The following is a 21,781-nucleotide window of genomic DNA, read 5'->3' as shown; positions in this document are numbered from 1 at the left end:
TGCCATGTCGATCCCGTATCCTGAATCCCCCTGCAATCCCTCCGCGACCTTTGTTCACGGGGCCGCGCACTCGCGTTTCTATCAGCGCCTGCATCGCCGCTACGAGGCTGACCTGCTGCTCCTGCCGCCCGGTGTTCCCCGGTGGCCCAGCATGGAGCAGGCCTACGACGCGCTGCGCGCACGCGGTTGTGACACGGGCACCGCGCTCCGGGTGCTGCGCCAGCTGGTCATGGAGCGGCTGATCCAGATGGATTGCGAGGCGCAGGCTCCGCTGGCGGACATTACCAGCGCGGTCACCGAGCTGGCCGAGCTGGCGCTGGACAGGGCCTGCCAGCATGCCCGCCAGGAGCTGGACGAGCGCCACGGCGCGCCGCGCGGGCCGGACGGCCAGCCCGTGCAGCTGTGGATCATCGGCATGGGCAAGCTCGGTGCCCGCGAACTGAATGTCTCCAGCGACATCGACCTGATCTACGTGTACGAGCACGATGGCGAAACGGCGGGCACGGCTGATGGCCGGGGGCGCATCTCGAACCACGAATACTTTGCACGTGCGGTCAAGGCCATCTACAGCCTGGTGGGCGACACCACCGAGCACGGATTTGTGTTCCGCGTAGACCTGGCGCTGCGCCCCAATGGCAACTCCGGCCCGCCTTCGGTCTCGTTGTCGGCGCTGGAGGAATACCTGCAGCTGCATGGGCGCGAGTGGGAGCGTTTTGCCTGGCTCAAGAGCCGGGTGGTGGCACCGCGTGATTGCATTGCCAGCCCTGAGGTTCAGGCGCTGCGCGGTGTGGTGCTGCCCTTTGTGTTCCGCCGCTACCTGGACTACAGCGTGTTCGATGCGCTGCGGGTGCTGCACCGCCAGATCCGGGACCATGCCGCCAAGCGCAGCGCGGGCCACCCGGAGCGCGCCAACGACGTCAAGCTCTCGCGGGGCGGCATTCGTGAGATCGAGTTCACGGTTCAGCTGCTGCAGGTGGTGCGGGGCGGCCAGTTCCCCGAGTTGCGCCGCCGCCCCACGCTTGATGCGCTCACCCGCCTGTCCCAGGCGGGTCTGATGCCGCAGGAAACGGCTGATGCGCTCGCGCGGGCCTACGTCTTCTTGCGCCGTGTGGAGCACCGCATCCAGTACCTGGATGACCAGCAGACCCATGTGCTGCCCACGCGCGATGACGATCTTGCGTGGATCGCGCACACCCTGGGGTATCCCGATTGCTGCGCCTTCCTGCACGAGCTGGACGCACACCGTGAACTGGTGGCCCAGGAATTCGACACCCTGCTGGGCGGGGCGGGCAAGAAGCAGTGCAATGGCGGAGGCTGTGGCGGCCCCCGCGCTGCGGCAGCAGCCCCCCCCGAATTCGACACGCTGCTGGAGCAGTTGCCGCCCGGATTTCGCGAGCGCGTTGCCGAATGGCGCAACCACCCGCGCGTGGCGGGGCTGCGCGACGAAGCCCGTGCCCGCCTGTTCCGGCTGGTGCAGCGCACCGCACAGTGGCTCAAGGAAGGCCGCGTCACCGAGGAGGCCGCCCTGCGCCTTGCCAACTGGCTGGAGCCGCTGCTGCGCCGCGAGAGCTATCTGGCGCTGCTGCTGGAGCGCCCCTCTGTGCACGAGCAATTGCTGCACCTCCTGGGTGCGGCCAAATGGCCCGCCCGCTACCTGCTGCAGCACCCCGGCGTCATCGATGAACTGGTGGGGGATTCGCTGCTCGCCGAACGTTTTGTGGTGGCCGACTTCGAGCGCGAACTGGCCGTGCGGCTCGCGTCGCTGCAGTCCACGGGCGAGGACGATGACGAAACCTTGCTCAACCTGCTGCGCCGTGCCCAGCACGCGGAAACCTTCCGCACCCTCGCGCGCGACGTGGAGCGGCGCATCACCGTCGAGCAGGTGGCGGATGACCTGTCCGCCCTGGCTGACAGCGTGCTGCGCATCACGGCCCAGTGGTGCTGGAGCCGGCTCAAGACGCGCCACCGCGAGAGCCCGCAATTCGCCATCATTGGCTACGGCAAGCTGGGCGGCAAGGAACTGGGCTACGGCAGCGACCTGGACATCGTCTTTGTGTTCGATGACGACGACGAACGCGCCCCCGAGGTCTACGCGGCCTTTGTGCGCAAGCTCATCAACTGGCTCACCGTGAAGACGGGTGAAGGCGATCTGTACGAGATCGACACTGCGTTGCGGCCCAATGGCAGCTCAGGTCTGCTGGTCACGAGCTTCGAGGCCTACGCCAACTACCAGCAGCGCCGGGGCAGCAACACCGCGTGGACCTGGGAGCACCAGGCCATGACACGCGCGCGGTTTGTGATGGGCAGCGAGGCCTTGCAGGCGCGCTTCGATGCCGTGCGCGAGGCTGTCATCACCTCCGAACGCGACGCTGCCGCCCTGCGTGAGGAGATCGTGGCCATGCGCGAGCGTGTGCGCGCAGCGCACCCCACGCGCGACGGGCAGTTCGATGTGAAACACAGTCCGGGCGGCATGGTGGATGCGGAGTTTGCCGTTCAATACCTGGTGCTCTCGCAGTCTGCAAACCACCCGGAGCTGGTGGGCAATGTGGGCAACATCGCGCTGCTGCAGCGCGCCGAGCAGGTGGGGCTGTTGCCCCCTGGCGTGGGTGTGGCGGCTGCGGATGCGTACCGCGAACTGCGGCGCGTGCAACACGTGGCGCGCCTGGACGAGGCGCCCACCCAGGTTGCCCCCCCCGCACTGCTGGCCGAGCGCGATGCGGTGCTGGCCCTGTGGAGGTCCGTGTTCGGTTGAGTCGCACCAAGGTGTGACGTTTTGTTGCATTTTTGCGGGCTGAATTTTCCGCGTGGCATCGCTAATTCAAACGGTTGTTTGAATTCTGGTGTGTAATCCGGTGCCATGAGTTTCGGCGCCCATTTCATTCCCGCAGCCCAGCGCACCGCCCGCAGCGACGGAGAAGACACGCGCGTGCGCCTGCTGCGCGCCGCGCTGCAGCTGTTTTCCGAGCGGGGCTTTGCACAGACCTCGGTGCGTGCCATTGCCGAAGCCGCCGGCACCAACGTGGCAGCGATCGCCTACCATTTTGGCGACAAGGCGCGCCTCTACACAGCCACGTTCTACGAGCCCTTCGGCAGCGGCAGCGACCTCATCCCGGTGTTTGCCGACCCTGCGCTGACCTTGCAGCAGGCGCTGGCCGCCTACTTCGGTGGCTTTCTGGAGCCGCTCAAGCACGATGACCTCGTGACCCAGTCGCTGCGCTTGCATGTGCGCGAGCTGCTGGACCCCACCCATGTGTGGCCAGAGCTCATTGAGCGCGAGTGCCGTGCCCCCCACCTCGCCCTGGTTGAGGTGCTGTGCCGCCACATGGGCGTGGCCGAGGTGGACGACGACATGCACCGCCTCGCCTTCTCGCTGGCCGGGCTGGTTATGCAGATGTGGACCCAGCGCGACCCGCTGCAGGCTATTGCACCGCAGCTGGCGGGGTCTGGGGCTGTGGACGAATGGGTGGACCGGCTGACCGGTTACGCCCTGAGCATGGTGCAGGGCGAGATCGCCAGGCGGCAGGCCGTACAACAGCCCGCGCGCCGCAGTACTTCACGGAATTCGCACAAGGAATCCAACGCATGACTTTGAGCAAGACCCGATTCTTCTGGGCCACCTGCCTGCCCCTGGCCCTGGGCGCCTGTGCCATCACAGCGCCTCCCGCCCAAGTGCCCACCACTCCACCTGTGGCGTGGCAGGCGCCCTTGCCGCACCAGGGCTCTTTGGGGGATCTGACCCGATGGTGGACGCAGCTGGGCGACCCGCTGCTCGTGGAGTTGATCGACGCGGCCCAGGCCGTCAGCCCCGGTGTGGCGCAGGCCCAATCCCGCATTGCGCAGGCCCGGGCCACGCAGGTGGCCAGCCGCGCCGCGCTGCTGCCGTCGCTCGATGCGCAGGCCAGCGCCAGCCGAGGTTTCAACGAACAGCTTGCAGGCATCGCGACCACGGCGCAGGCCGGGCTGCAGGCGAGCTGGGAGATTGACCTCTTTGGTGCGAACCGCGCGTCCAAGACCGCTGCCGATGAGCGGCTGGCGGGCGCACAGGCGCTGTGGCACGAGGCGCGCGTGAGCGTGGCCGCCGAGGTGGCGCAGCAGACGAGCAGCCTGCGCACCTGCCTGGAGCAGCTGCGCGTGGCCGAGCGCGATGCGCAGTCGCGTGGCGAAACCTCGCGCCTGTCAGGTCTTAGCGAACGCGCCGGCTTCACGGCGCCCGCCACGGCTGCCCTGGCCCGAGCCAGTGCCGCCGAAGCGCAGGCGCGTGCATCGCAGCAGCGCATGCAGTGCGATGTGGAGGTCAAGACCCTGGTGGCACTGACCGGGTGGGAGGAGCCGGCGCTGCGTTCGCGCCTGTCCACGCCTGCCGCCACAGCCCCCGACACCCTGTTCGCCATCGCCACGCTACCCGCCCAGGTGCTGGCCCAGCGCCCTGATGTGTACAACGCCGAGCGCGAAGTCGCCGCTGCCAGTGCCGAAGTGGGCAGCGCCCAGGCCCAGCGTTACCCGCGCCTGTCTCTCAGCGGCTCGGTGGGCACGGCGTGGGTGCGCAGCGGTGGCGTGACCACCGACTTGAACACCTGGACCATCGGCCCGCTGGCGCTCAGCGTGCCGCTGTTCGATGGTGGCCGGCGCGGCGCGCAGGTGGACGCGGCGCAGGCGCGCTATGACGAAGCCGCCGCGCTCTACCGCGCCAAGGTGCGCCAGGCCGTGAGCGAGGTCGAACAGGCGCTGGTGCGGCTGCAGAGCACGGCCGAGCGCAGCACCAGCGCGCGAACGGCGGCTGCGGGCTATCGCACATCTTTCGATGCCACCGAAGCGCGCTGGCGCGGCGGCCTGGCGAGTCTGGTGGAGCTGGAAGACGCACGGCGCACATCCCTGGCGGCCGAGAACGCGCTGATCGCGCTGCAGCATGAACGCCAGGCCGCCTGGGTTGCGCTGTACCGCGCCGCAGGCGGTGGATGGGACGGGCAGACCACCACCACGGCAGCCTCCCCTTCTGCTGCGGCTACCGCCGCACGCTGAATGAAAAACCGGGGGGTGGGCTGATCGCTCACCCTTTCTCCTGACACCGACTGGATGAACGGATACACACAATGCAAACGCAAGGTTTCAAGATTTCTCCCACGGCCTTCGCCGTTATCGCTGCCTGCGCACTGGCCACCGGTGGCGCCCTGGTGTTCTCCAGCGCATCGCGCGCCGCCGATGAGCCCAAGGCGGGCCAGCCCCGCCCCGCGCTCACCGTGAGCACGGCCCAACCCCAGCGCACCTCGGTGCCGCTGCGCCTGGCGGCCAATGGCAATGTGGCCGCCTGGCAAGAGGCCAGCATTGGCGCCGAGAGCAACGGTCTGCGCCTGACCGACGTGCGTGTGAACGTGGGCGACGTGGTCAAGGCCGGCCAGGTGCTGGCAACTTTCTCTGCCGAAACCGTACAGGCCGATGTGGCCCAGGTCCGCGCCAGCCTGCTCGAAGCCCAGGCCAATGCGGCCGAAGCCGCTGCCAATGCCGACCGGGCCCGCTCGCTGCAGGCCACGGGCGCCTTGAGCCAGCAGCAGATCCAGCAGTACACCACGGCCGAGAAGACCGCGCAGGCTCGCGTGGAGGCGGCCAAGGCCACGCTGAACGCACAGCAGTTGCGTCTGAAGTACACCCAGGTGGTGGCGCCCGACAGCGGCGTGATCTCGGCCCGCACGGCCACCGTGGGCGCGGTGGTGGGCGCGGGCACCGAGCTGTTCCGCATGGTGCGCAAGGGGCGCCTCGAATGGCGCGCTGAAGTCACGTCTACCGAGCTGCGCCGCATTGCGCCGGGCGCCAAGGTCAGCGTGACGGCGGCCAGTGGTGCGGTGGCAGAAGGCACGGTGCGCATGATTGCGCCGACGGTGGACCCGCAGACGCGTAATGCGCTGGTGTACGTTGATCTACCCCTGAACACAGACTTCCGTGCGGGCATGTTTGCGCGTGGTGAGTTCGCGCTGGGCGCCAGCGATGCACTCACCGTGCCACAAGAGGCGCTGGTGGTGCGCGACGGCTTCTCGTACGTGTTTGTGGTGGGTGCCGAGCAGCGTGTGCAAATGCGCAAGGTGCAGACGGGCCGCCGCGTGGCTGACCGGGTCGAGGTGCTCTCGGGTCTGGACGCTAATGCCTCGGTAGCGGTGCGTGGCGCTGGCTTCCTGAACGACGGCGATCTGGTGCGGGTGGTGAGCACGCCGCCCGCCAGCAGCACCTCGCAAGCTCCGGATTTCAAGCAAAAAATGGCTCTAGCGCTTACCAATAAAGCGCAAACAGCTATCAATTGAGGAGCATTCGACATGAATGTATCCACCTGGTCGATCAAGAACCCCATACCGGCGCTGATGCTGTTTGTGCTGCTGACCTTCGGCGGCCTGCTGTCGTTCAACGCCATGAAGGTACAGAACTTTCCGGACATTGACCTGCCCACGATCTCCGTGACCGTGGCGCTGCCCGGCGCCTCGCCCGCGCAGCTCGAAAACGATGTGGCGCGCAAGATTGAAAACAGCATCGCCACGCTGCAAGACCTGAAGCACATCTACACCAAGGTGCAGGACGGTGGCGCCACCATCACGGCCGAGTTCCGCCTGGAAAAGCCCACGCAGGAAGCGCTGGACGACGTGCGCTCTGCCGTGGCCCGCGTGCGCGGTGACCTGCCTGGCGACGTGCGCGACCCCATCGTGACCAAGATGGACCTGGCCGCGCAGCCGGTGCTCGCGTTCACTATTGCCTCCACCCGCATGGACGACGAGGCGCTGTCCTGGTTTGTGGACGATGCCGTGGCCAAGAAGCTGCTCACGGTGCGGGGTGTGGGCGCGGTCAACCGCGTGGGCGGTGTGCAGCGTGAGGTGCATGTGTTGCTCGACCCGGTCAAGCTGCAGGCGTTGAACGCCACGGCGGCCGATGTCTCGCGCCAGCTGCGGCTGGTGCAGACCGAAAGTGCCGGTGGCCGCACCGACCTGGGCGGCAGCGAACAGCCTGTACGCACCCTGGCCACGGTGCAGTCGGCGCAGGAGCTCGCAGGGCTCACGCTGGCACTGTCCGACGGCCGCCATGTGCGGCTCGATCAGGTGGCCACGGTGACAGACACGATTGCCGAGCCGCGCGCCCTGGCCCTGCTCAACGGCAAGCCCGTGGTGGGCTTCGAGGTAGCGCGCAGCAAGGGCGCGAGCGAGGTGGAAGTCGGCTCTGCGGTGCAGGCGGCCCTCAAGGAAATTCGCGCTCAGCACCCCGATCTGGAGATCACCGAAGCTTTCAACTTTGTGCAGCCTGTGCAGGAGGAGTACGACGGCTCCATGCACCTGCTGTACGAAGGCGCGTTGCTGGCCGTGCTCGTGGTGTGGCTCTTTTTGCGCGACTGGCGCGCCACGTTCGTGTCGGCTGTGGCGCTGCCGCTGTCGGTGATCCCGGCGTTCATCGGCATGCACTGGCTGGGCTTCTCGATCAACGTGATCACGCTGCTGGCGCTGTCGCTGGTGGTGGGCATTTTGGTGGATGACGCCATCGTGGAAGTGGAGAACATCGTGCGCCACCTGCGCATGGGCAAGACGCCCTACCAGGCGGCCATGGAGGCGGCCGACGAAATTGGCCTGGCCGTGGTGGCCACCACGTTCACACTGATTGCGGTGTTTTTGCCCACCGCGTTCATGAGCGGCATTGCGGGCAAGTTCTTCAAGCAGTTCGGCTGGACGGCGTCGCTGGCGGTCTTTGCCAGCCTGGTGGTGGCGCGGGTGCTGACACCCATGATGGCGGCCTACATCCTCAAACCCATCGTGGACACGCACAAGGACCCGCGCTGGATGACGGTGTACCTGCGCTGGGCGGCCTGGTGCATCAAACACCGCTGGATGACCTTCATTGCCACGGCAGCGTTTTTCATCGGTTCTCTGGCGCTGATCCCGCTGCTGCCCACGGGCTTCATCCCGGCCGATGACAACTCGCAGACCCAGGTGTACCTGGAGCTGCCACCTGGCGCCACGCTGGCCCAGACCCGCGCCGTGGCCGAGGACGCGCGCCAGCGCATCGCCAAGGTGGACCATGTGCAAAGCGTGTACACCATCATCGGTGGGGGCTCGGCCGGTGGCGACCCGTTCATGGGCAGCGCCAATGCCGAAACGCGCAAGGCCACGCTCACCATCTTGCTGGCCGAGCGCGGCGACCGGCCGCGCAAGCAGGGCATCGAGAACCAGATCCGCGCCGCGCTGGAGACGCTGCCGGGCGTGCGCAGCAAGGTGGGCCTGGGGGGCTCCGGCGAGAAGTACGTGCTGGTGCTCTCGGGCGACGACCCGCAGGCGCTGACCTCGGCCGCGCTGGCGGTCGAGAAGGACCTGCGCACCATCCCGGGCCTGGGCAGCATCTCTTCCACCGCCAGCCTGGTGCGCTCCGAGATCGCGGTGCGCCCGGACTTTGCGCGCGCCGCCGACCTGGGGGTGACCAGCAGCGCGATTGCCGAAACGCTGCGCATTGCGACCGTGGGCGACTACGACGTGTCGCTGCCCAAGCTCAACCTGGCCTCGCGCCAAGTGCCGATCGTGGTCAAGCTGCAGGACGACGCGCGCAAGGACCTGTCGCTGCTGGAGCGCCTGTCGGTGCCGGGCAGCAAAGGCCCAGTGATGCTGGGCCAGGTGGCCACGCTCGAGTTCAGCGGCGGACCGGCCGTGGTGGACCGGTATGACCGCGCGCGCAATGTCAACTTTGAGATCGAGCTGTCAGGCCAGCCGCTGGGCGACGTGACGAAGGCGGTCGAAGCGCTGCCCTCCATCCAGAACCTGCCGCCGGGCGTGCGCCAGATCACCATTGGCGATGCCGAAATGATGGGGGAGCTGTTCGCCAGCTTCGGCCTGGCCATGCTGACCGGGGTGTTGTGCATCTACATCGTGCTGGTGCTGCTGTTCAAGGACTTCCTCCACCCGGTCACCATCCTGGCGGCGCTGCCGCTGTCGCTAGGCGGGGCGTTCGTGGGCCTGCTGATCGCGCAGAAGAGCTTCTCGATGCCCTCGCTCATCGGGCTGATCATGCTTATGGGCATTGCCACCAAGAACTCCATCCTGTTGGTGGAATACGCCATCCTGGCGCGGCGCGAGCATGGCATGACGCGCTTTGAGGCACTGATCGACGCTTGCCACAAGCGCGCACGGCCCATCATCATGACCACGCTGGCCATGGGTGCGGGGATGATGCCGATTGCGCTGGGCATTGGTGCGGCGGATGCCAGCTTCCGCTCGCCCATGGCGGTGGCGGTGATTGGCGGGCTGATCACGTCCACGCTGCTGAGCCTGCTGGTCATCCCCGCCGTGTTCACGGGGGTGGATGATCTGGGGCAGTGGTTTGGTCGCATGCTGCGGCGCTTGCGGGGTGCCCACCCGGTGCCCGCCCCAGAGGCGCCCGCTACACCCCCAGCGGGATGATGGAGGCCGGTGGTTGCTTGAAAAAGCAGGCAATCCCCGGGGTTGCCCCGGCTTAGCCGGGCGTGTGGCCGTTAGATAATGTAACGACCACCATGAACCTCGTCAGCCTGAACATCGAATCCATCCAGCTGGGCCACCCTCTGCCGTTTGTGCTGCGGGGTGCTGATGGCGTGTTGCTGGCGCAAAAAGGCTATGTCATCCGCACCCGGGAAGAGCTGGCCAAGATGGTGGGCCGGGGGCGGCAGCTGTGTGTGGATACCGATGAGTCCGGTGACAGCCACCGGGCCTACCTCGCGCAATTGCAGCGCATGCTGATCGCCGACACCAACCTGGGCGAAATTGCCGCGATGAAGATGACGGCGGCCGACGACGCAGGAGGGCGGGGCCGCACTGGCAAGACGCTGCCTGACTGGCCCGAACTGCAGTTGCGTGCCACACAGTTGCTGCGTGCACCTTCGCCCGCTGATTTTGGCGGGCGCTTCCAGACGCTGCACGACGAGCTGGCCCGCCACTGCGAGCAGACGCCCGACGCGACGCTGCTGGGCCTGATTTACCTGTCTGCGCAGGAAACGCGCATGTACAGCGCCACGCATTCGATGCTGGTGTGCTGTGTGTGCATGGTGGTGGCGCGCGAGATGCTGCGCTGGCCCGCCTCCCGCGTGCAGCAGCTGGGCCACGCGGCGCTCTCCATGAACATAGCCATGTCCGAGCTGCAGGACCAGCTGGCCCAGCAGACCCATCCGCTCACCGCCCAGCAGATTGCGGCGGTCGAGAGCCACGCGGAGCGTTCCGAGGCGCTGCTGCGCACGCTCGGCGTGGCCGACCCGGTGTGGCTGGAGGCGGTGCGCTCCCACCACCACCGCACCCCCGGCCCGCTGGCCAAGAAGACGGAGGCCCAGCAAATGGCCCGCCTGCTGCAGCGTGCCGACATTTTTGGCGCCCGCATGGCACCTCGCGCGGCCCGGTTGCCCATGCCCGTCACGGCGGCCATGCAGGCCAGCTACTACGACGAAGAGCACCAGGTGGACGAGGCTGGTGCCGCGCTCGTCAAGACCCTGGGTGTATACCCGCCCGGGGCCTTCGTGCGGCTGGCCAGCCAGGAGGTGGGCGTGGTCGTTCGCCGGGGCACCACGGCCACCACGCCCAAGGTGGCGGTGGTGACCAACCGTGACGGCATGCCCACGGGCGAGCCCATTCCGCGTGACACCGGCATGCCCCCCTGGAAGGTCACGGGCGTGGTGGCTTTCAAGGACGTGAGAGTCAAGCTCTCGCTGGACCGCCTGCTCAACCTGGTCTGACCCCGCGCCGGGCTGCGGGCGCATCCCCCCACCTGCAGCGGGTGGGCTGGCGCAGGCCCACGCCACCCAACGGCGCCCAGCGCCACTGGCGGGCAGCTTGTGCCCGGAACTCCCCCTCTCTTGCCACCACGATGGCAAACCTTCAGCCGTGCGACACCTGTCGCCCCGTTCCCGAGCGCGCCCGCAATACCCTTTCCTTTTGCAGGACTTTGAATCCGAGCGGTTCCCATTCCCGTAAACCAATCAGTCCAAATAAAAACTCATGTGGACAAAAAATGATGGAATGGTTAAATTGCCCACACCCACTGCGATCCCAAGTCCTATGAACACCTCTAAAAGACACTTTCTTTCGGCCGCCAGCCTTCTGTTGCTGGTTGCGGTGGCGGTCGGCTATGCCCCCCCGGTCCGCGCGGCGGGTTCCGAAAGCTGCCCGGCCACGCTGCAGCACACGTTTGCGAGGTTGCAGGACGAAAAGCCTCAGTCGCTGTGCCAGTACAGCGGCAAAGTGGTGCTGGTGGTGAACACGGCCAGCTTCTGTGGCTTTACGGGCCAGTACAAGGGCTTGGAGGAGCTGTACGCCCGCTACAAAGACAAGGGCCTGGTGGTGCTGGGTTTCCCGTCGAACGACTTTGCCCAGGAAAAAGGCAGCAACAAGGAGATTGCTGACTTCTGCGAAAACACCTTTGGCGTGAAATTTCCGATGTTCGCCAAGAGCAGCGTGAAGGGCCCCGAGGCTTCGCCGCTGTTCCAGCAACTGGCGCAGCTGTCGGGCACAGCGCCGCGCTGGAACTTCCACAAATACCTGCTAGGCCGCGACGGCAAGCTGGTGGACAGCTACTCCAGCCTGACCGCCCCAGACAACAAGGGCCTGGTGCGGGCCATCGAACAACAGCTGAACCAGCCTGTGCCCCGGTGACCGCCATGACTTCTTTACATTTCTTGAAAAAAAATACAGTGAGCCTCTGGAACTTCGCCAGCGTGACCCCACTCTATCCATTGCGCAAGACGATTGCGCAGCGTACAGTTTTAACGTTGCGAAGCCTTTCGGGCCCCCGGGTTCCGACTGACCTCCTGGAGCGCTTCTCCTCCCTCCCTCTCTTATTCGTTTCGGGACGCTTCGCAACCTTTTTATTCCGTGCACCGGCCAGAGGGAGCCGGTCATGAAAATCGCCATCATCGGCTCCGGCATCTCGGGGCTCTCGGTCGCGCACCAGCTGCGCGGCCAGGCGGACATCACGCTGTTTGAGGCGGGCGACTACTTCGGTGGCCACACCCACACCGTCGATGTCACCCTGCCCGATGCGTCAGGCAACCCAGTCACCCACGGCGTGGACACCGGCTTTCTGGTGTTCAACGAGCGCACCTACCCCCAACTGATCCGCCTGCTGGCCGAGCTGGGCGTGGAGACCGCCAAGTCGGACATGTCGTTCTCGGTGCAGGCGCCGGGCGCCCTGAGCGGCCCTGGCGGCGGCCGCGCGCTGGAGTGGAGCGGCACCAATCTCAGCACCGTGTTTGCCCAGCGCTCCAACCTGGTCAACCCGCGCTTTCTGGGCATGCTGCGCGACCTGCTGCGCTTCAACAAGCTTTGCACGCGCATTGCCGAAAAGCAGGCCGAGGCCGCGCTGATGCAGCCCCTGGGAGACTTCTTGCGCGAGCACCGCTTTGGCGACGCCTTCCGTGACTGGTACTTCTTGCCCATGCTGGGCTGCATCTGGAGCTGTCCCACCGACCAGATGCTGAAATTCCCCGTGGCCACCATGATCCGGTTCTGCCACAACCATGGCCTGATCCAGGTGAGCAACCGGCCGCAGTGGTGGACGGTGTCTGGCGGTGCGCGTCACTATGTGGACAAGATCGTCGCAGGCATTGCCGACAAGCGCCTGAACACCCCCGTGCGCCGCATCGAGCGTGACGCCGCCGGTGTGCGCGTGGTGACTGCAGGCCACACCGAGCACTTTGACAAGGTGGTGCTGGCCACCCATTCGGACCAGTCGCTCGCCCTGCTGGCACAGCCCACGCCGCACGAGCGCGCGGTGCTGGGTTCCGTTCGCTACCAGGCCAACCGCGCCGTGCTGCACACCGATACGTCCGTGCTGCCCGAGCGCCGCGCCGCCTGGGCCGCGTGGAACTACGAACGTGCCCCGCAGCGCAGCCGCGAGTCGGCCCGCGTGTGCCTGCACTACCTCATCAACCAGTTGCAGCCCGTGCCCTTTGCGCAGCCTGTGGTGGTGTCGCTCAACCCGGTGCGCGACATAGCGCCCGAACACGTGATCGGCAGCTACGAATACGCCCACCCGGTGTTCGACATGGCCGCCATCCGCGCGCAGCAGCAGGTGGGCAAGCTGCAAGGGCAGCAGCACACCTGGTTCTGCGGCGCCTGGACGGGCTACGGCTTCCACGAAGACGGCCTCAAGTCCGGCCTGGCCGTGGCCGAGCAACTGCTGGCGGCCCTGCCAGCGCCTTTGGCGGAGGCTGCGTGAGCCACGCCCCGGCCCCACCCGCAGCGCCCCTCATCGGCTTCGGCCAGGTGCGCCACACGCGGCTGAGGCCCCGGCGGCATGCGTTTGCCTACTCCACGTTTTTTCTGATGCTGCCCATGCGCAGCCTGCCCGGCCTGGGCAGCGCGCTGGCGGTGAACCGGCGTGGCGCCATCAGCTTCCATGACGTGGACCACGGCGACGGCCGCAGTGCCGCACAGGGTGGTGCGCTGGCCTGGCTGGACGAGCTGCTGCGTACCGAAGGCATCACCGACGCCACCGGCGAGGTTTGGCTGCACTGCTACCCGCGTGTGTTGGGCTACACCTTCAAGCCCGTGAGCTTCTGGTACTGCCACCGCGCCGACGGCCACCTGCGCGCCATCGTGGTGGAGGTCAACAACACCTTTGGCGAGCGCCACTGCTACCTGCTCGATGCGCCGCAGTACGGCGTGGAACAGCAGGCGCGCAAGGTGTTCCACGTCTCGCCGTTCTGCGAGGTGAACGGGGGCTACCGGTTCCGCTTCATGCGCACCGAGGCGGGGGCGCAGGACGCGGGCCGCACTGTGGTGCGCATCGACCACGACGACGACACCGGCCCACTCCTCCAGACCAGCGTGAGCGGCACCTTGCAGGCCATCACCCCGCAGACCCTGCGCCAGGCGCTCTGGGGCTACCCCGCCATGACGCTGGCCATCATTGCCCGCATTCACTGGCACGCGCTGCAGCTGTGGCTCAAGCGCGTGCGTTTCCACCGCAAGCCCGAGGCGCCTGCATCCATCGTGACCCGCTGAATTCCATGACGAACGAGAACGCCGCCATGAACTCCACCACCGCCCCCCGCACCGCCCTGGCCCTGCCCGCTGGCACCCCCGCTGCCGCCCGCACGGCGCTCAAGCTGCTGCAGCGCCTGCAGCATGGCCACCTCACGGTGCAGCTGCCCGACGGAACGCTGCAGCACTTCGGCCACGGTGATGGCCCCTCGGCGGCCATCACGCTCAAGAACTGGAACGTGTGCAGTGCCGCACTCCGGTCGGGCGACATCGGCTTTGCCGAGAGCTACATCGCGGGCGACTGGACCACGCCGCACCTGACCGACCTGCTCAAGCTCTTCATCGCCAACCGCCAGCAGGTGGAAGGCGTGATCTACGGCACCTGGGCCGGGCGTCTGCTGTATCGCATCAAACACCTGCTCAACCGCAACACACGCGCCAACAGCCAGAAGAACATCCACGCCCACTACGACCTGGGAAACGCGTTCTACGAACTCTGGCTGGACGACACAATGAACTATTCGTCCGCCTGGTTCGAGGGCGATGCAGGCGGCGACATGCGCAAAGCCCAGCACGCCAAGGTGCGCCGCGCGCTGCGCATGGCGGGGGTGCAGCCAAATTCTCGGGTGCTGGAAATTGGCTGTGGCTGGGGCGCGCTGGCCGAGATGGCGACCGTGGAATTCGGCGCCCACCTGACGGGAGTGACACTCTCCACTGAGCAGCTCGCATTCGCGCAAAAGCGCATGGCACAGCAGGGGGTGGCCGAGCACGCCGACCTGCGCCTGCAGGACTACCGTGACATCCAGGACGGCCCGTACGACGCCATCTGCTCCATCGAGATGGTCGAGGCCGTGGGCCGCGAATACTGGCCCACCTATTTCCAGTCGGTGAACCGCCTGCTCAAGCCCGGTGGCAAGGCCTGCATCCAGAGCATCGTGATCGACGACAGCCTGTTCGAGCGCTACATCAGTTCCACGGATTTCATCCAGCAGTACATCTTCCCCGGAGGCTGCCTGCCGTGTCCGCGCGAGTTCCGCCGAGAGGCCGAGGCGGCAGGCCTGCGCGTGGTCGACGAGTTTGCGTTTGGCCAGGACTACGCCGAAACCCTCAAGCGCTGGCGCGAGCGCTTTCTGGCGCAGCGCACGCAAATCCTGCAGCTGGGGTTTGACCAGCGCTTCCTGCACATCTGGGAGTTCTACCTGGCGTACTGCGAAGCGGCATTTGCGATGAGCAACATCGACCTGGTGCAGTACACGCTGGCGAAGGATTGAATGCTATGAAAAACATAGCTATTACCGCTTTATGGATAAGCGCTGGAGCCTGTTTTTATTCAAATTCCGCTATCGCGCAGGCCGTGCCAATGGCCCAGGCGGCAGAGTCGGCCACCGCCACGCCCCTGTCAGGCGTGCGCCTGGCGGGCCAGGGCGTGCTCCGGTTTCTGGGCTTCGAGATCTACCGCGCCCGCCTGTGGGTGCAGCCCGGCTTTGACGCAGACAACTACGGCGCCCAGCCGTTGGCGCTGGAGCTGACCTACCACCGCGACTTCACGGCCGAGGCCATCGCCAAACGCTCACTGGAAGAGATGCGCCGCGTGGGCAGCTTCACGCCCCAACAGGCCACGCGCTGGCAGCAGGCGCTGCAGGCCGCGTTGCCGGATGTGAAGTCGGGCGACCGCCTGCTGGGCATTCACCAGCCGGGCGTGGGTGCGGTGTTCAAGATGGCGGGGCGTGTCGTCGGTGAGGTGCCGGACGCCGAGTTCTCGCGCCTGTTCTTTGGCATCTGGCTGTCTCCGCAGACCTCCGAACCAGGGCTGCGCCAGGAATTGCTGGCCGCCACCCGCACTGCAGGCCAACCATGACCTCCACGCAGCCCATCCGCGCCAGCGCAGGCCTGGCCTATGGGCTGCTGGGCTTGCCGCTGGCGTTTGTGGCGCTGCCGCTGTATGTGCTGCTGCCCAACCACTATGCGCGCGAATTTGGCATGCCACTGGCCACGCTGGGCTCGGTGCTGCTGGCGGCGCGGCTGTTTGATGCGTTCACCGACCCGCTGCTGGGCCGCCTGTCTGACTACCTCTTCGGCCGTTCGGTGCGCGCCGTACTGGCGGTGGGCGCAGTGTCGGCGGTGGTGCTGGCACTGGGGCTGACCAGCCTGTTCTTTCCCCTGGTGCGCGGGGCCGATGCGCTCATTGCCTGGGCACTGGTGGCATTGCTCATCACTTACACCGCCTACAGCCAGCTCAGCATCGCACACCAGTCCTGGGGCGCACGCTTGGGCGGTGACGAGCTGCAGCGTGGCCGCATCGTGGCCTGGCGCGAGGGTGCTGCACTGGTCGGCGTGGTACTGGCATCGGTGCTGCCCGCGCTGCTGGGCCTGCCGATGATGCTCAGTGTGTTTGCCATCACCCTGCTGCTAGGCTGGTGGGCCTGGACCAGAGCCCCGCGCCCCGCAGCGCATGCGGGTGTCGCCGTGGCCGGTGTGTACCGCCCCCCGCAGCGCGCCAGCCTGTGGCGGCCCTGGGGCCGCCCTGCCTTCCGCCGCCTGCTGGCGGTGTTCATGCTCAACGGCATTGCCAGCGCCATACCGGCCACGCTGGTGCTGTTTTTTATTCAGGACCGGCTGCAGGCCCCGCCCGCGCAGGAGCCCATGTTCCTCGCGGCCTATTTCGTGTGCGCTGCGCTGTCCATCCCGCTGTGGCTGCATGCCGTGGCGCGCTGGGGCCTGGCGCGCACCTGGCTGGCGGGCATGCTGCTGGCGATTGCCGTGTTTGTGTGGACTGCGTTTCTGGGCGCGGGTGATGTGGTGCCGTTTCTCGTCGTCTGCGCGCTGTCCGGCGTGGCCCTGGGCACCGACCTGGCCCTGCCCAGCGCCTTGCTGGCTGGCGTGATTGCCGCCGAGGGCGACAGTGGCCAGCACGAGGGCGCGTACTTTGGCTGGTGGAACTTTGCCACCAAGCTCAACCTGGCACTGGCGGCAGGCCTGGCGCTGCCCCTGCTGGGATGGCTGGGCTACAGCCCTGGAATGCGAAGCGATGACGGTTTGCAGACCCTCGGCCTGGCCTATGCGGTGCTGCCCTGCGTGCTCAAGTTCACCGCTGCGGCCGCGCTCTATCTCCTCATTCTGCGGCGCCCGCGTGGCGCGGCGATTGTTTGAATTCGAACCGACCAAGGCCCACCACCATGATGCAAAGACGTCTCCTCCTTTCGGCCGCTGTGGCCGCACCTGTGGTGCTGTCTGGCTGCGCCAGCCAGAACCTCGATGGCTACGCCAGCGAAAAACCGGTGCTGGACCTGGCCCAGTATTTCAACGGCAAGATCGACGCCTACGGCATCTTCCAGGACCGCAGCGGCCAGATCGTCAAGCGCTTCACCGTGGTCATGGACTGCAGCTGGAAAGGCAACGAGGGCGTGCTCGACGAAGCCTTCACCTACTCCGACGGCACCACGCAACGCCGCATCTGGCGGCTGACGAAGCATGCCGACGGCCGCTACACCGGCACCGCCGACGATGTGGTGGGTACGGCCAACGGCCAGACGCGTGGCAATGCCTTCCGCTGGAACTACACGCTGGCCCTGCCTGTGGATGGCAAGGTCTACAACGTGGACCTGGACGACTGGATGTACCTCATCGATGACCGTGTGATGCTCAACCGCGCCACCATGAGTAAGTTCGGATTTCGCCTGGGCGAGATCACCCTGTCCTTCACCAAACGCGCACCATGAGCCTCAATCCTCCCCTGCGCGACTGGCATGGCCGCCGGGCCTGGCTCATCGGGGCTAGCAGCGGCATTGGCCGGGCCACAGCGGCTGCGCTGCATGCGCGCGGCGCGCAGGTCATCGTGTCGGCGCGCAGTGGTGATGCGCTGAACGCCTTTGCCCGGCAGCACCCCGGCAGCACGGCGCTGGCTTTTGACACCGCCGAACCGGCACAGGTGCAGGCCGCCGCCGCGCAGGTGCTGGCGGGTGGTGTTCCCGACATGGTGTGCTATTGCGCGGGCTACTACCGCGACATGCGCGCCACCGACTTCGATCTGGACGTGATGCTGCGCCACGAGCAGATCAACTACAACGGCGTGCTGCATGTGCTGGCTGGTGCGTTGCCCGCCATGCTGACCGCAGCGCAGGCCGGGCGCCCGGGCCATGTGAGCCTGATCAGCAGCGTGGCGGGCTTTCGGGGGCTGCCCAAGAGCCTGGCCTATGGCCCCACCAAGGCCGCGCTCATCAACCTGGCCGAGGCGCTCTACCTGGACCTGCATGACCTGGGTATGGGCGTGAGCGTGATCAACCCGGGCTTTGTGGCCACGCCGCTCACGGCGGGCAACGACTTCACCATGCCGGCCCTCATCTCACCCGAAGCAGCGGCGGCGGCCATCGTGCAGGGCTGGGAGCGGGGGCATTTCGACATCCACTTTCCCAAGCGCTTCACCCGGGTGATGAAACTGCTGCGCGTGCTGCCGTATCGGTGGTACTTTCCGGCGGTTCGCAAATTCACAGGTCTTTGAACTGTATGTACCCACCGGAAACCACGATCGCTACGGAAGAATCCGTTACGCGCGTCATTGCGTTCTTTGAAAACCTGTCGCCCGCCGATGTGGCGACCATCGGCCAGTTCTATGCGCCTCAGGCGCGCTTCAAGGACCCGTTCAACGAGGTGGTGGGCATGCCCGCCATCCAGGGCATTTTTGCTCACATGTTCGAGGCACTGGAGCAGCCGCGTTTTGTGGTCACCGGCCGCGTGGTGCAGGGTCAGCAATGTTTTCTGACCTGGGATTTCCTGTTTGCCTTCAAGAACTTTGAGAAGGGCGTGATGCAGACCGTGCGCGGCGCCTCGCACCTGGTGCTGGACGAACAAGGCCTGGTGACCTTGCACCGCGACTACTGGGACGCGGCCGAAGAGCTGTACGAAAAACTGCCCGTGGTGGGCGCGCTGATGCGCTGGCTCAAGAAGCGCGCCAACAGCTGATCGTTGGCCGCTGCCGCTTCGACCTGTTGGTCACGCCAGGGTCTTGATGCGCGGGTGTCCGGGCAGCGGCACGGCGCGCTGCAGCACCCCCTCCGCCAGCCACAGCGCACTGTTCCACGCGCGTTGCGCCACATAAGGCAGCGGCAGCTGCTGGTAGTCGTCGTTGAAAACCTCGAAGCTGTAGTCGCCCTGGTAGCCCATGCCATCGAGCGTGCGCACCAGCTCGGCCAGGGCCTGGCTGTGCACGCCCTCGCCAGGGAACACGCGAAAGTGCCGCGCGGTCTCGATGCGCTCCTGCATCGTGCGAGTCTCCTGCCACATGAAGTCTGACAGCTGCACCAGATAGATCTTGGCGGGGTCCACGTCTTCCAGGGCCGAGAGTGGCGTGCTGGTGGCGAACTGGTGGTACGAGTCGATGGCCAGACCGAGGTTGGGGCAATCGGCCTGCTCCACTGCAGCCCAGGCCTGGTGCACCTCGTTGATGTGCCGTCCCCACGAGAGTCCTTCAAACGCCACGCGGATGCCATGGGGCAGCGCCAGCAGGGCGAGCTTGCGCAGGTCGCGCGCAATCGCCTCGGCATCGGCCGTGGCGTGGGATGAGGTGGAGCTGCAGGCCAGCAGCACGGGCGCGCCCAGGTCGCGCGCCATCAGGATCATCTGCTTGGCAATGTCCACCTTGTAGCTGTGCAGGTGGCCCGACAGGCCCTCGAAGTCGCGCAACACCTGAAAGCCCGTCACGCGCAGGCCACTGTTGCGTACCGCGTCCACAGCGGCTTTGATGCCCTCAGGGTGGCCCACGATGTCGCGCGCGGCCAGCATGATCTGGCCGAAGCCGGCGGCTTTCACGGCGGCCAGCTTGGCCTCCAGTGGGCCCGCCAGGCTGATGGTGTCCATGCCGAAATCGGCGATGTTGCGTTGCATGGTGGATTGGCGCATGGGCGGTCTCCAGGCTCAGCGGGCGTCGAGCACCAGCTCGAAGCTGGGCGATGCGGTGTCGGCGCGCGTGAGGGCACCGCGCGTGCCGGTGTGCACGCCCGTGGGCGACTCGACAAACTCCACGCCGCGCGCACGCAGCGCTTGCACCGTGGCCAGCACGTCGGGTGTGCCAAAGGCCACGCGCTGCAGCAGCTCCTCGGGGTCGGCATCCAGCGCATCGACCAGCGGTTCAATCAGCTGCCAGTGCAGCGTGCCGCAGGGGCTGGCCAGGATGCGGCCATGGGTGAGCACGCCAAACGACTGGTCAGGTGCCAGCTCGGCAAAGCCGAACAACTCCGCGTAGAAGTGAATCCAGTCTGCTGCGCGGCCCAGGCCGATGTACTGCACCACGCCAAACAGGTGCAGGCCCTGCAGCGCGGGCGGGCGCGGGTTGACGGTGGGGATGGGCACAAAGTCCACGTCGTAGATCGAGAACTCTTTCCAGCGGTCCACAAAGTAGATGCGGCTCGCGCCCACGCCGTGGATGGCGGGGATGTTCAGCTCCATCACCTCGACCTCGGTGTGCACGGCCCACGCGCCCAGTTCCAGCACGCGGCGAAATGCTGCGGCTGCATTGCTCACGCGGAAGGCGATGGCGGCCAGCACCGGTGTTTCCGTGAGTGCGGGCGGCGCATGCACGCCGGTGCGTTCGGTGTCCTGGTGCGCGTTGACGATGATGTTCATGTCACCCTGGCGGTACAGCAGCACTTCGCGCGAGCGGTGGCGTGCCACGGGCTGGAAGCCCATGCGCTCCAGCGCCTGGCCCAGCGCCTGCGGGCGGCTGGTGGCGTATTCGATGAACTCGATGCCCTGCAGGCCCAGGGGGTTGGGCATGTCGCCCAGCGCTTCGCGGGTGGCCACCATCGGGGTGCTCATGGGTTCAGCTCCTTGTGTTGTCGTGCACGGAACGGGTCAGCGGGCGCTGACCAGGCGGCGAAAATGCGCGTCCATGCGGGCCGCATCCGGGGCCTCGCCAGTGAACAGCTCGAACGCGCCCACGGCCTGGCCCACGGCCATGCCACCGCCGTCCGACACCCGGCAGCCCAGCGCGCGTGCGGTCTGCAACAGGGCGGTGTCGAGCGGGAAGTAAACGACTTCGGACACCCACATGGCGGGGCGCAGCAGGCCCACATCCAGCGGCAGGCCGGGCAGCTTGTCCATGCCCGTGGGCGTGGCGTGGATCAGGCCGGTGGCCTGCGCCATGGCCGATTGGATGTCGGAGGCTTCGGCACGGGCTCCGTAGAGCGCATTCACGTCGGCTGCCAACTGCGCCGCACGCTCGGGTTGCGCATCGACGATGCTCAAGTGCTCGGCGCCCAGCCGCAGCACGGCGTGCGCAATGGCGGCGCCTGCGCCACCCGCGCCCAGCAGCACCACGCGGCGCAGGTCAGCGCCGGGCAACGCGCGGGTAAAGCCCCAGGCCCAGCCCGATCCGTCGGTGTTGTGTCCTACCAGTTGTCCGTCGCGGATGACCACCGTGTTCACTGCGCCCATGGCGCGCGCTTCTTCCGACAGGCTGTCGAGGTGCGGGATCACGGCCTGCTTGCAGGGGTAGGTCACGTTGCAGCCCGCATAGCCCATGATGCGCGCCGCCGACAACAGCGTGGGCAGATGCTCCGCCGACGACGCCGAGCGGTCCAGGTCGATGAGCTGGTAGTGCAGGCGCATGCCGTGGTGGCGCGCCTCTTCCTCGTGCAGGGCCGGCGACAGCGACTTCTGGATGCCGGCGCCGATCAGCCCGATCAGCACCTTGCGGGGGCTAGTGGAAGACATGGTGGACGTGGTGGGGATGACCGGGGGATCGAGGAGCTGGAGGCTCATGGGGCGGGCGGAATGCGGGGTGAGCGCGCTGCCGGGTTGGTGGTGTGTTCACCGCACGGCAGCGCAGGGGT

General features: G+C 66.9%; 18 protein-coding genes. 15 read left to right on the top strand and 3 right to left on the bottom strand.

Annotated features, from left to right (window positions below; translation table 11 throughout):
- Window positions 1-4: 4 nt before the first annotated feature.
- The 15 genes from glnE (at window position 5) to C8C94_RS17395 (ending at window position 18,914) form a co-directional block, all read left to right on the top strand.
- Window positions 5-2,752, top strand: coding sequence for a bifunctional [glutamate--ammonia ligase]-adenylyl-L-tyrosine phosphorylase/[glutamate--ammonia-ligase] adenylyltransferase (gene glnE, locus C8C94_RS17465; RefSeq protein WP_121421611.1), 2,748 nt, complete (start codon window positions 5-7; stop codon window positions 2,750-2,752).
- A 105-nt stretch (window positions 2,753-2,857) separates the two neighbouring features.
- A complete protein-coding gene (locus C8C94_RS17460) occupies window positions 2,858-3,586 on the top strand; it encodes a TetR/AcrR family transcriptional regulator (RefSeq protein WP_121421610.1) in 729 nt (242 codons plus the stop codon).
- Window positions 3,583-5,019, top strand: coding sequence for an efflux transporter outer membrane subunit (locus C8C94_RS17455; RefSeq protein WP_121421609.1), 1,437 nt, complete (start codon window positions 3,583-3,585; stop codon window positions 5,017-5,019). Before C8C94_RS17460 ends, C8C94_RS17455 begins: the two co-directional genes overlap by 4 nt.
- Window positions 5,020-5,090: 71 nt before the next feature.
- Window positions 5,091-6,290: an efflux RND transporter periplasmic adaptor subunit gene (locus C8C94_RS17450; RefSeq protein WP_121421608.1), complete on the top strand. Its 1,200-nt coding sequence runs from the start codon at window positions 5,091-5,093 to the stop codon at window positions 6,288-6,290.
- A 12-nt stretch (window positions 6,291-6,302) separates the two neighbouring features.
- On the top strand, window positions 6,303-9,410 hold the full coding sequence (locus tag C8C94_RS17445) for an efflux RND transporter permease subunit (RefSeq protein WP_121421607.1): 3,108 nt from the start codon (window positions 6,303-6,305) through the stop codon (window positions 9,408-9,410).
- Window positions 9,411-9,502: 92 nt separating this feature from the next.
- Window positions 9,503-10,708 (top strand): HD-GYP domain-containing protein, encoded by a 1,206-nt coding sequence (locus C8C94_RS17440; protein WP_121421606.1) that lies wholly within the window; start codon window positions 9,503-9,505, stop codon window positions 10,706-10,708.
- Window positions 10,709-11,030: 322 nt separating this feature from the next.
- Window positions 11,031-11,624, top strand: a complete 594-nt coding sequence (locus C8C94_RS17435) for a glutathione peroxidase (protein WP_233573502.1) — start codon at window positions 11,031-11,033, stop codon at window positions 11,622-11,624.
- Window positions 11,625-11,868: 244 nt separating this feature from the next.
- Entirely contained in the window at window positions 11,869-13,188 is a 1,320-nt protein-coding gene (locus C8C94_RS17430; RefSeq protein ID WP_121421604.1) for an NAD(P)/FAD-dependent oxidoreductase, read from the top strand.
- Window positions 13,185-13,976 (top strand): DUF1365 domain-containing protein, encoded by a 792-nt coding sequence (locus C8C94_RS17425; RefSeq protein WP_121421603.1) that lies wholly within the window; start codon window positions 13,185-13,187, stop codon window positions 13,974-13,976. Before C8C94_RS17430 ends, C8C94_RS17425 begins: the two co-directional genes overlap by 4 nt.
- Before the next feature lie 26 nt (window positions 13,977-14,002).
- A complete protein-coding gene (locus C8C94_RS17420; RefSeq protein WP_121422937.1) occupies window positions 14,003-15,226 on the top strand; it encodes a cyclopropane-fatty-acyl-phospholipid synthase family protein in 1,224 nt (407 codons plus the stop codon).
- Window positions 15,227-15,315: 89 nt separating this feature from the next.
- The gene (locus C8C94_RS17415; RefSeq protein WP_121421602.1) at window positions 15,316-15,813 is read left to right on the top strand and encodes a chalcone isomerase family protein; all 498 of its coding nucleotides are present in this window, start codon (window positions 15,316-15,318) and stop codon (window positions 15,811-15,813) included.
- Complete coding sequence (locus C8C94_RS17410) at window positions 15,810-17,105, top strand: MFS transporter (protein ID WP_121421601.1); 1,296 nt, start codon at window positions 15,810-15,812, stop codon at window positions 17,103-17,105. The genes C8C94_RS17415 and C8C94_RS17410 overlap by 4 nt, the downstream gene beginning before the upstream one ends.
- A gap of 26 nt (window positions 17,106-17,131) precedes the next feature.
- Window positions 17,132-17,674: a DUF3833 domain-containing protein gene (locus C8C94_RS17405; RefSeq protein ID WP_121421600.1), complete on the top strand. Its 543-nt coding sequence runs from the start codon at window positions 17,132-17,134 to the stop codon at window positions 17,672-17,674.
- Complete coding sequence (locus tag C8C94_RS17400; RefSeq protein WP_121421599.1) at window positions 17,671-18,453, top strand: SDR family oxidoreductase; 783 nt, start codon at window positions 17,671-17,673, stop codon at window positions 18,451-18,453. Before C8C94_RS17405 ends, C8C94_RS17400 begins: the two co-directional genes overlap by 4 nt.
- A gap of 5 nt (window positions 18,454-18,458) precedes the next feature.
- Window positions 18,459-18,914 carry a nuclear transport factor 2 family protein gene (locus C8C94_RS17395; RefSeq protein WP_121421598.1) on the top strand — a complete coding sequence of 152 codons (456 nt, stop codon included), beginning with the start codon at window positions 18,459-18,461 and terminating at the stop codon, window positions 18,912-18,914.
- Between the two features lie 30 nt (window positions 18,915-18,944).
- Here C8C94_RS17395 and C8C94_RS17390 read toward each other — a convergent pair whose 3' ends face one another.
- Genes C8C94_RS17390 through C8C94_RS17380 form a run of 3 tightly spaced genes read right to left on the bottom strand, consistent with a single transcriptional unit; the run spans window position 18,945 to window position 21,710 of the window.
- Window positions 18,945-19,850, bottom strand: coding sequence for a sugar phosphate isomerase/epimerase (locus C8C94_RS17390; protein ID WP_121421597.1), 906 nt, complete (start codon window positions 19,848-19,850; stop codon window positions 18,945-18,947).
- Window positions 19,851-19,865: 15 nt separating this feature from the next.
- Window positions 19,866-20,765, bottom strand: a complete 900-nt coding sequence (locus C8C94_RS17385) for a VOC family protein (RefSeq protein ID WP_121421596.1) — start codon at window positions 20,763-20,765, stop codon at window positions 19,866-19,868.
- A gap of 36 nt (window positions 20,766-20,801) precedes the next feature.
- The gene (locus C8C94_RS17380; RefSeq protein WP_121421595.1) at window positions 20,802-21,710 is read right to left on the bottom strand and encodes a shikimate dehydrogenase; all 909 of its coding nucleotides are present in this window, start codon (window positions 21,708-21,710) and stop codon (window positions 20,802-20,804) included.
- Window positions 21,711-21,781: the final 71 nt, after the last annotated feature.

Origin of the sequence: Acidovorax sp. 94, from assembly GCF_003634645.1 — a bacterium.
Taxonomy (GTDB): domain Bacteria; phylum Pseudomonadota; class Gammaproteobacteria; order Burkholderiales; family Burkholderiaceae_C; genus Acidovorax; species Acidovorax facilis.
Note: the sequence above shows the minus strand (reverse complement) of the source record. Positions and strands in the feature narration are given on the sequence as shown.

What these genes read in the sequence shown, in the direction of transcription:
- glnE (WP_121421611.1), top strand. Translation starts at nt 5, where the DNA reads ATGTCGATCCCGTATCCTGAATCCCCCTGCAATCCCTCCGCGACCTTT.
- C8C94_RS17460 (WP_121421610.1), top strand. Translation starts at nt 2,858, where the DNA reads ATGAGTTTCGGCGCCCATTTCATTCCCGCAGCCCAGCGCACCGCCCGC.
- C8C94_RS17455 (WP_121421609.1), top strand. Translation starts at nt 3,583, where the DNA reads ATGACTTTGAGCAAGACCCGATTCTTCTGGGCCACCTGCCTGCCCCTG.
- C8C94_RS17450 (WP_121421608.1), top strand. Translation starts at nt 5,091, where the DNA reads ATGCAAACGCAAGGTTTCAAGATTTCTCCCACGGCCTTCGCCGTTATC.
- C8C94_RS17445 (WP_121421607.1), top strand. Translation starts at nt 6,303, where the DNA reads ATGAATGTATCCACCTGGTCGATCAAGAACCCCATACCGGCGCTGATG.
- C8C94_RS17440 (WP_121421606.1), top strand. Translation starts at nt 9,503, where the DNA reads ATGAACCTCGTCAGCCTGAACATCGAATCCATCCAGCTGGGCCACCCT.
- C8C94_RS17435 (WP_233573502.1), top strand. Translation starts at nt 11,031, where the DNA reads ATGAACACCTCTAAAAGACACTTTCTTTCGGCCGCCAGCCTTCTGTTG.
- C8C94_RS17430 (WP_121421604.1), top strand. Translation starts at nt 11,869, where the DNA reads ATGAAAATCGCCATCATCGGCTCCGGCATCTCGGGGCTCTCGGTCGCG.
- C8C94_RS17420 (WP_121422937.1), top strand. Translation starts at nt 14,003, where the DNA reads ATGAACTCCACCACCGCCCCCCGCACCGCCCTGGCCCTGCCCGCTGGC.
- C8C94_RS17415 (WP_121421602.1), top strand. Translation starts at nt 15,316, where the DNA reads ATGGCCCAGGCGGCAGAGTCGGCCACCGCCACGCCCCTGTCAGGCGTG.
- C8C94_RS17410 (WP_121421601.1), top strand. Translation starts at nt 15,810, where the DNA reads ATGACCTCCACGCAGCCCATCCGCGCCAGCGCAGGCCTGGCCTATGGG.
- C8C94_RS17405 (WP_121421600.1), top strand. Translation starts at nt 17,132, where the DNA reads ATGATGCAAAGACGTCTCCTCCTTTCGGCCGCTGTGGCCGCACCTGTG.
- C8C94_RS17400 (WP_121421599.1), top strand. Translation starts at nt 17,671, where the DNA reads ATGAGCCTCAATCCTCCCCTGCGCGACTGGCATGGCCGCCGGGCCTGG.
- C8C94_RS17395 (WP_121421598.1), top strand. Translation starts at nt 18,459, where the DNA reads ATGTACCCACCGGAAACCACGATCGCTACGGAAGAATCCGTTACGCGC.
- C8C94_RS17390 (WP_121421597.1), bottom strand. Translation starts at nt 19,850, where the DNA reads ATGCGCCAATCCACCATGCAACGCAACATCGCCGATTTCGGCATGGAC.
- C8C94_RS17385 (WP_121421596.1), bottom strand. Translation starts at nt 20,765, where the DNA reads ATGAGCACCCCGATGGTGGCCACCCGCGAAGCGCTGGGCGACATGCCC.
- C8C94_RS17380 (WP_121421595.1), bottom strand. Translation starts at nt 21,710, where the DNA reads ATGAGCCTCCAGCTCCTCGATCCCCCGGTCATCCCCACCACGTCCACC.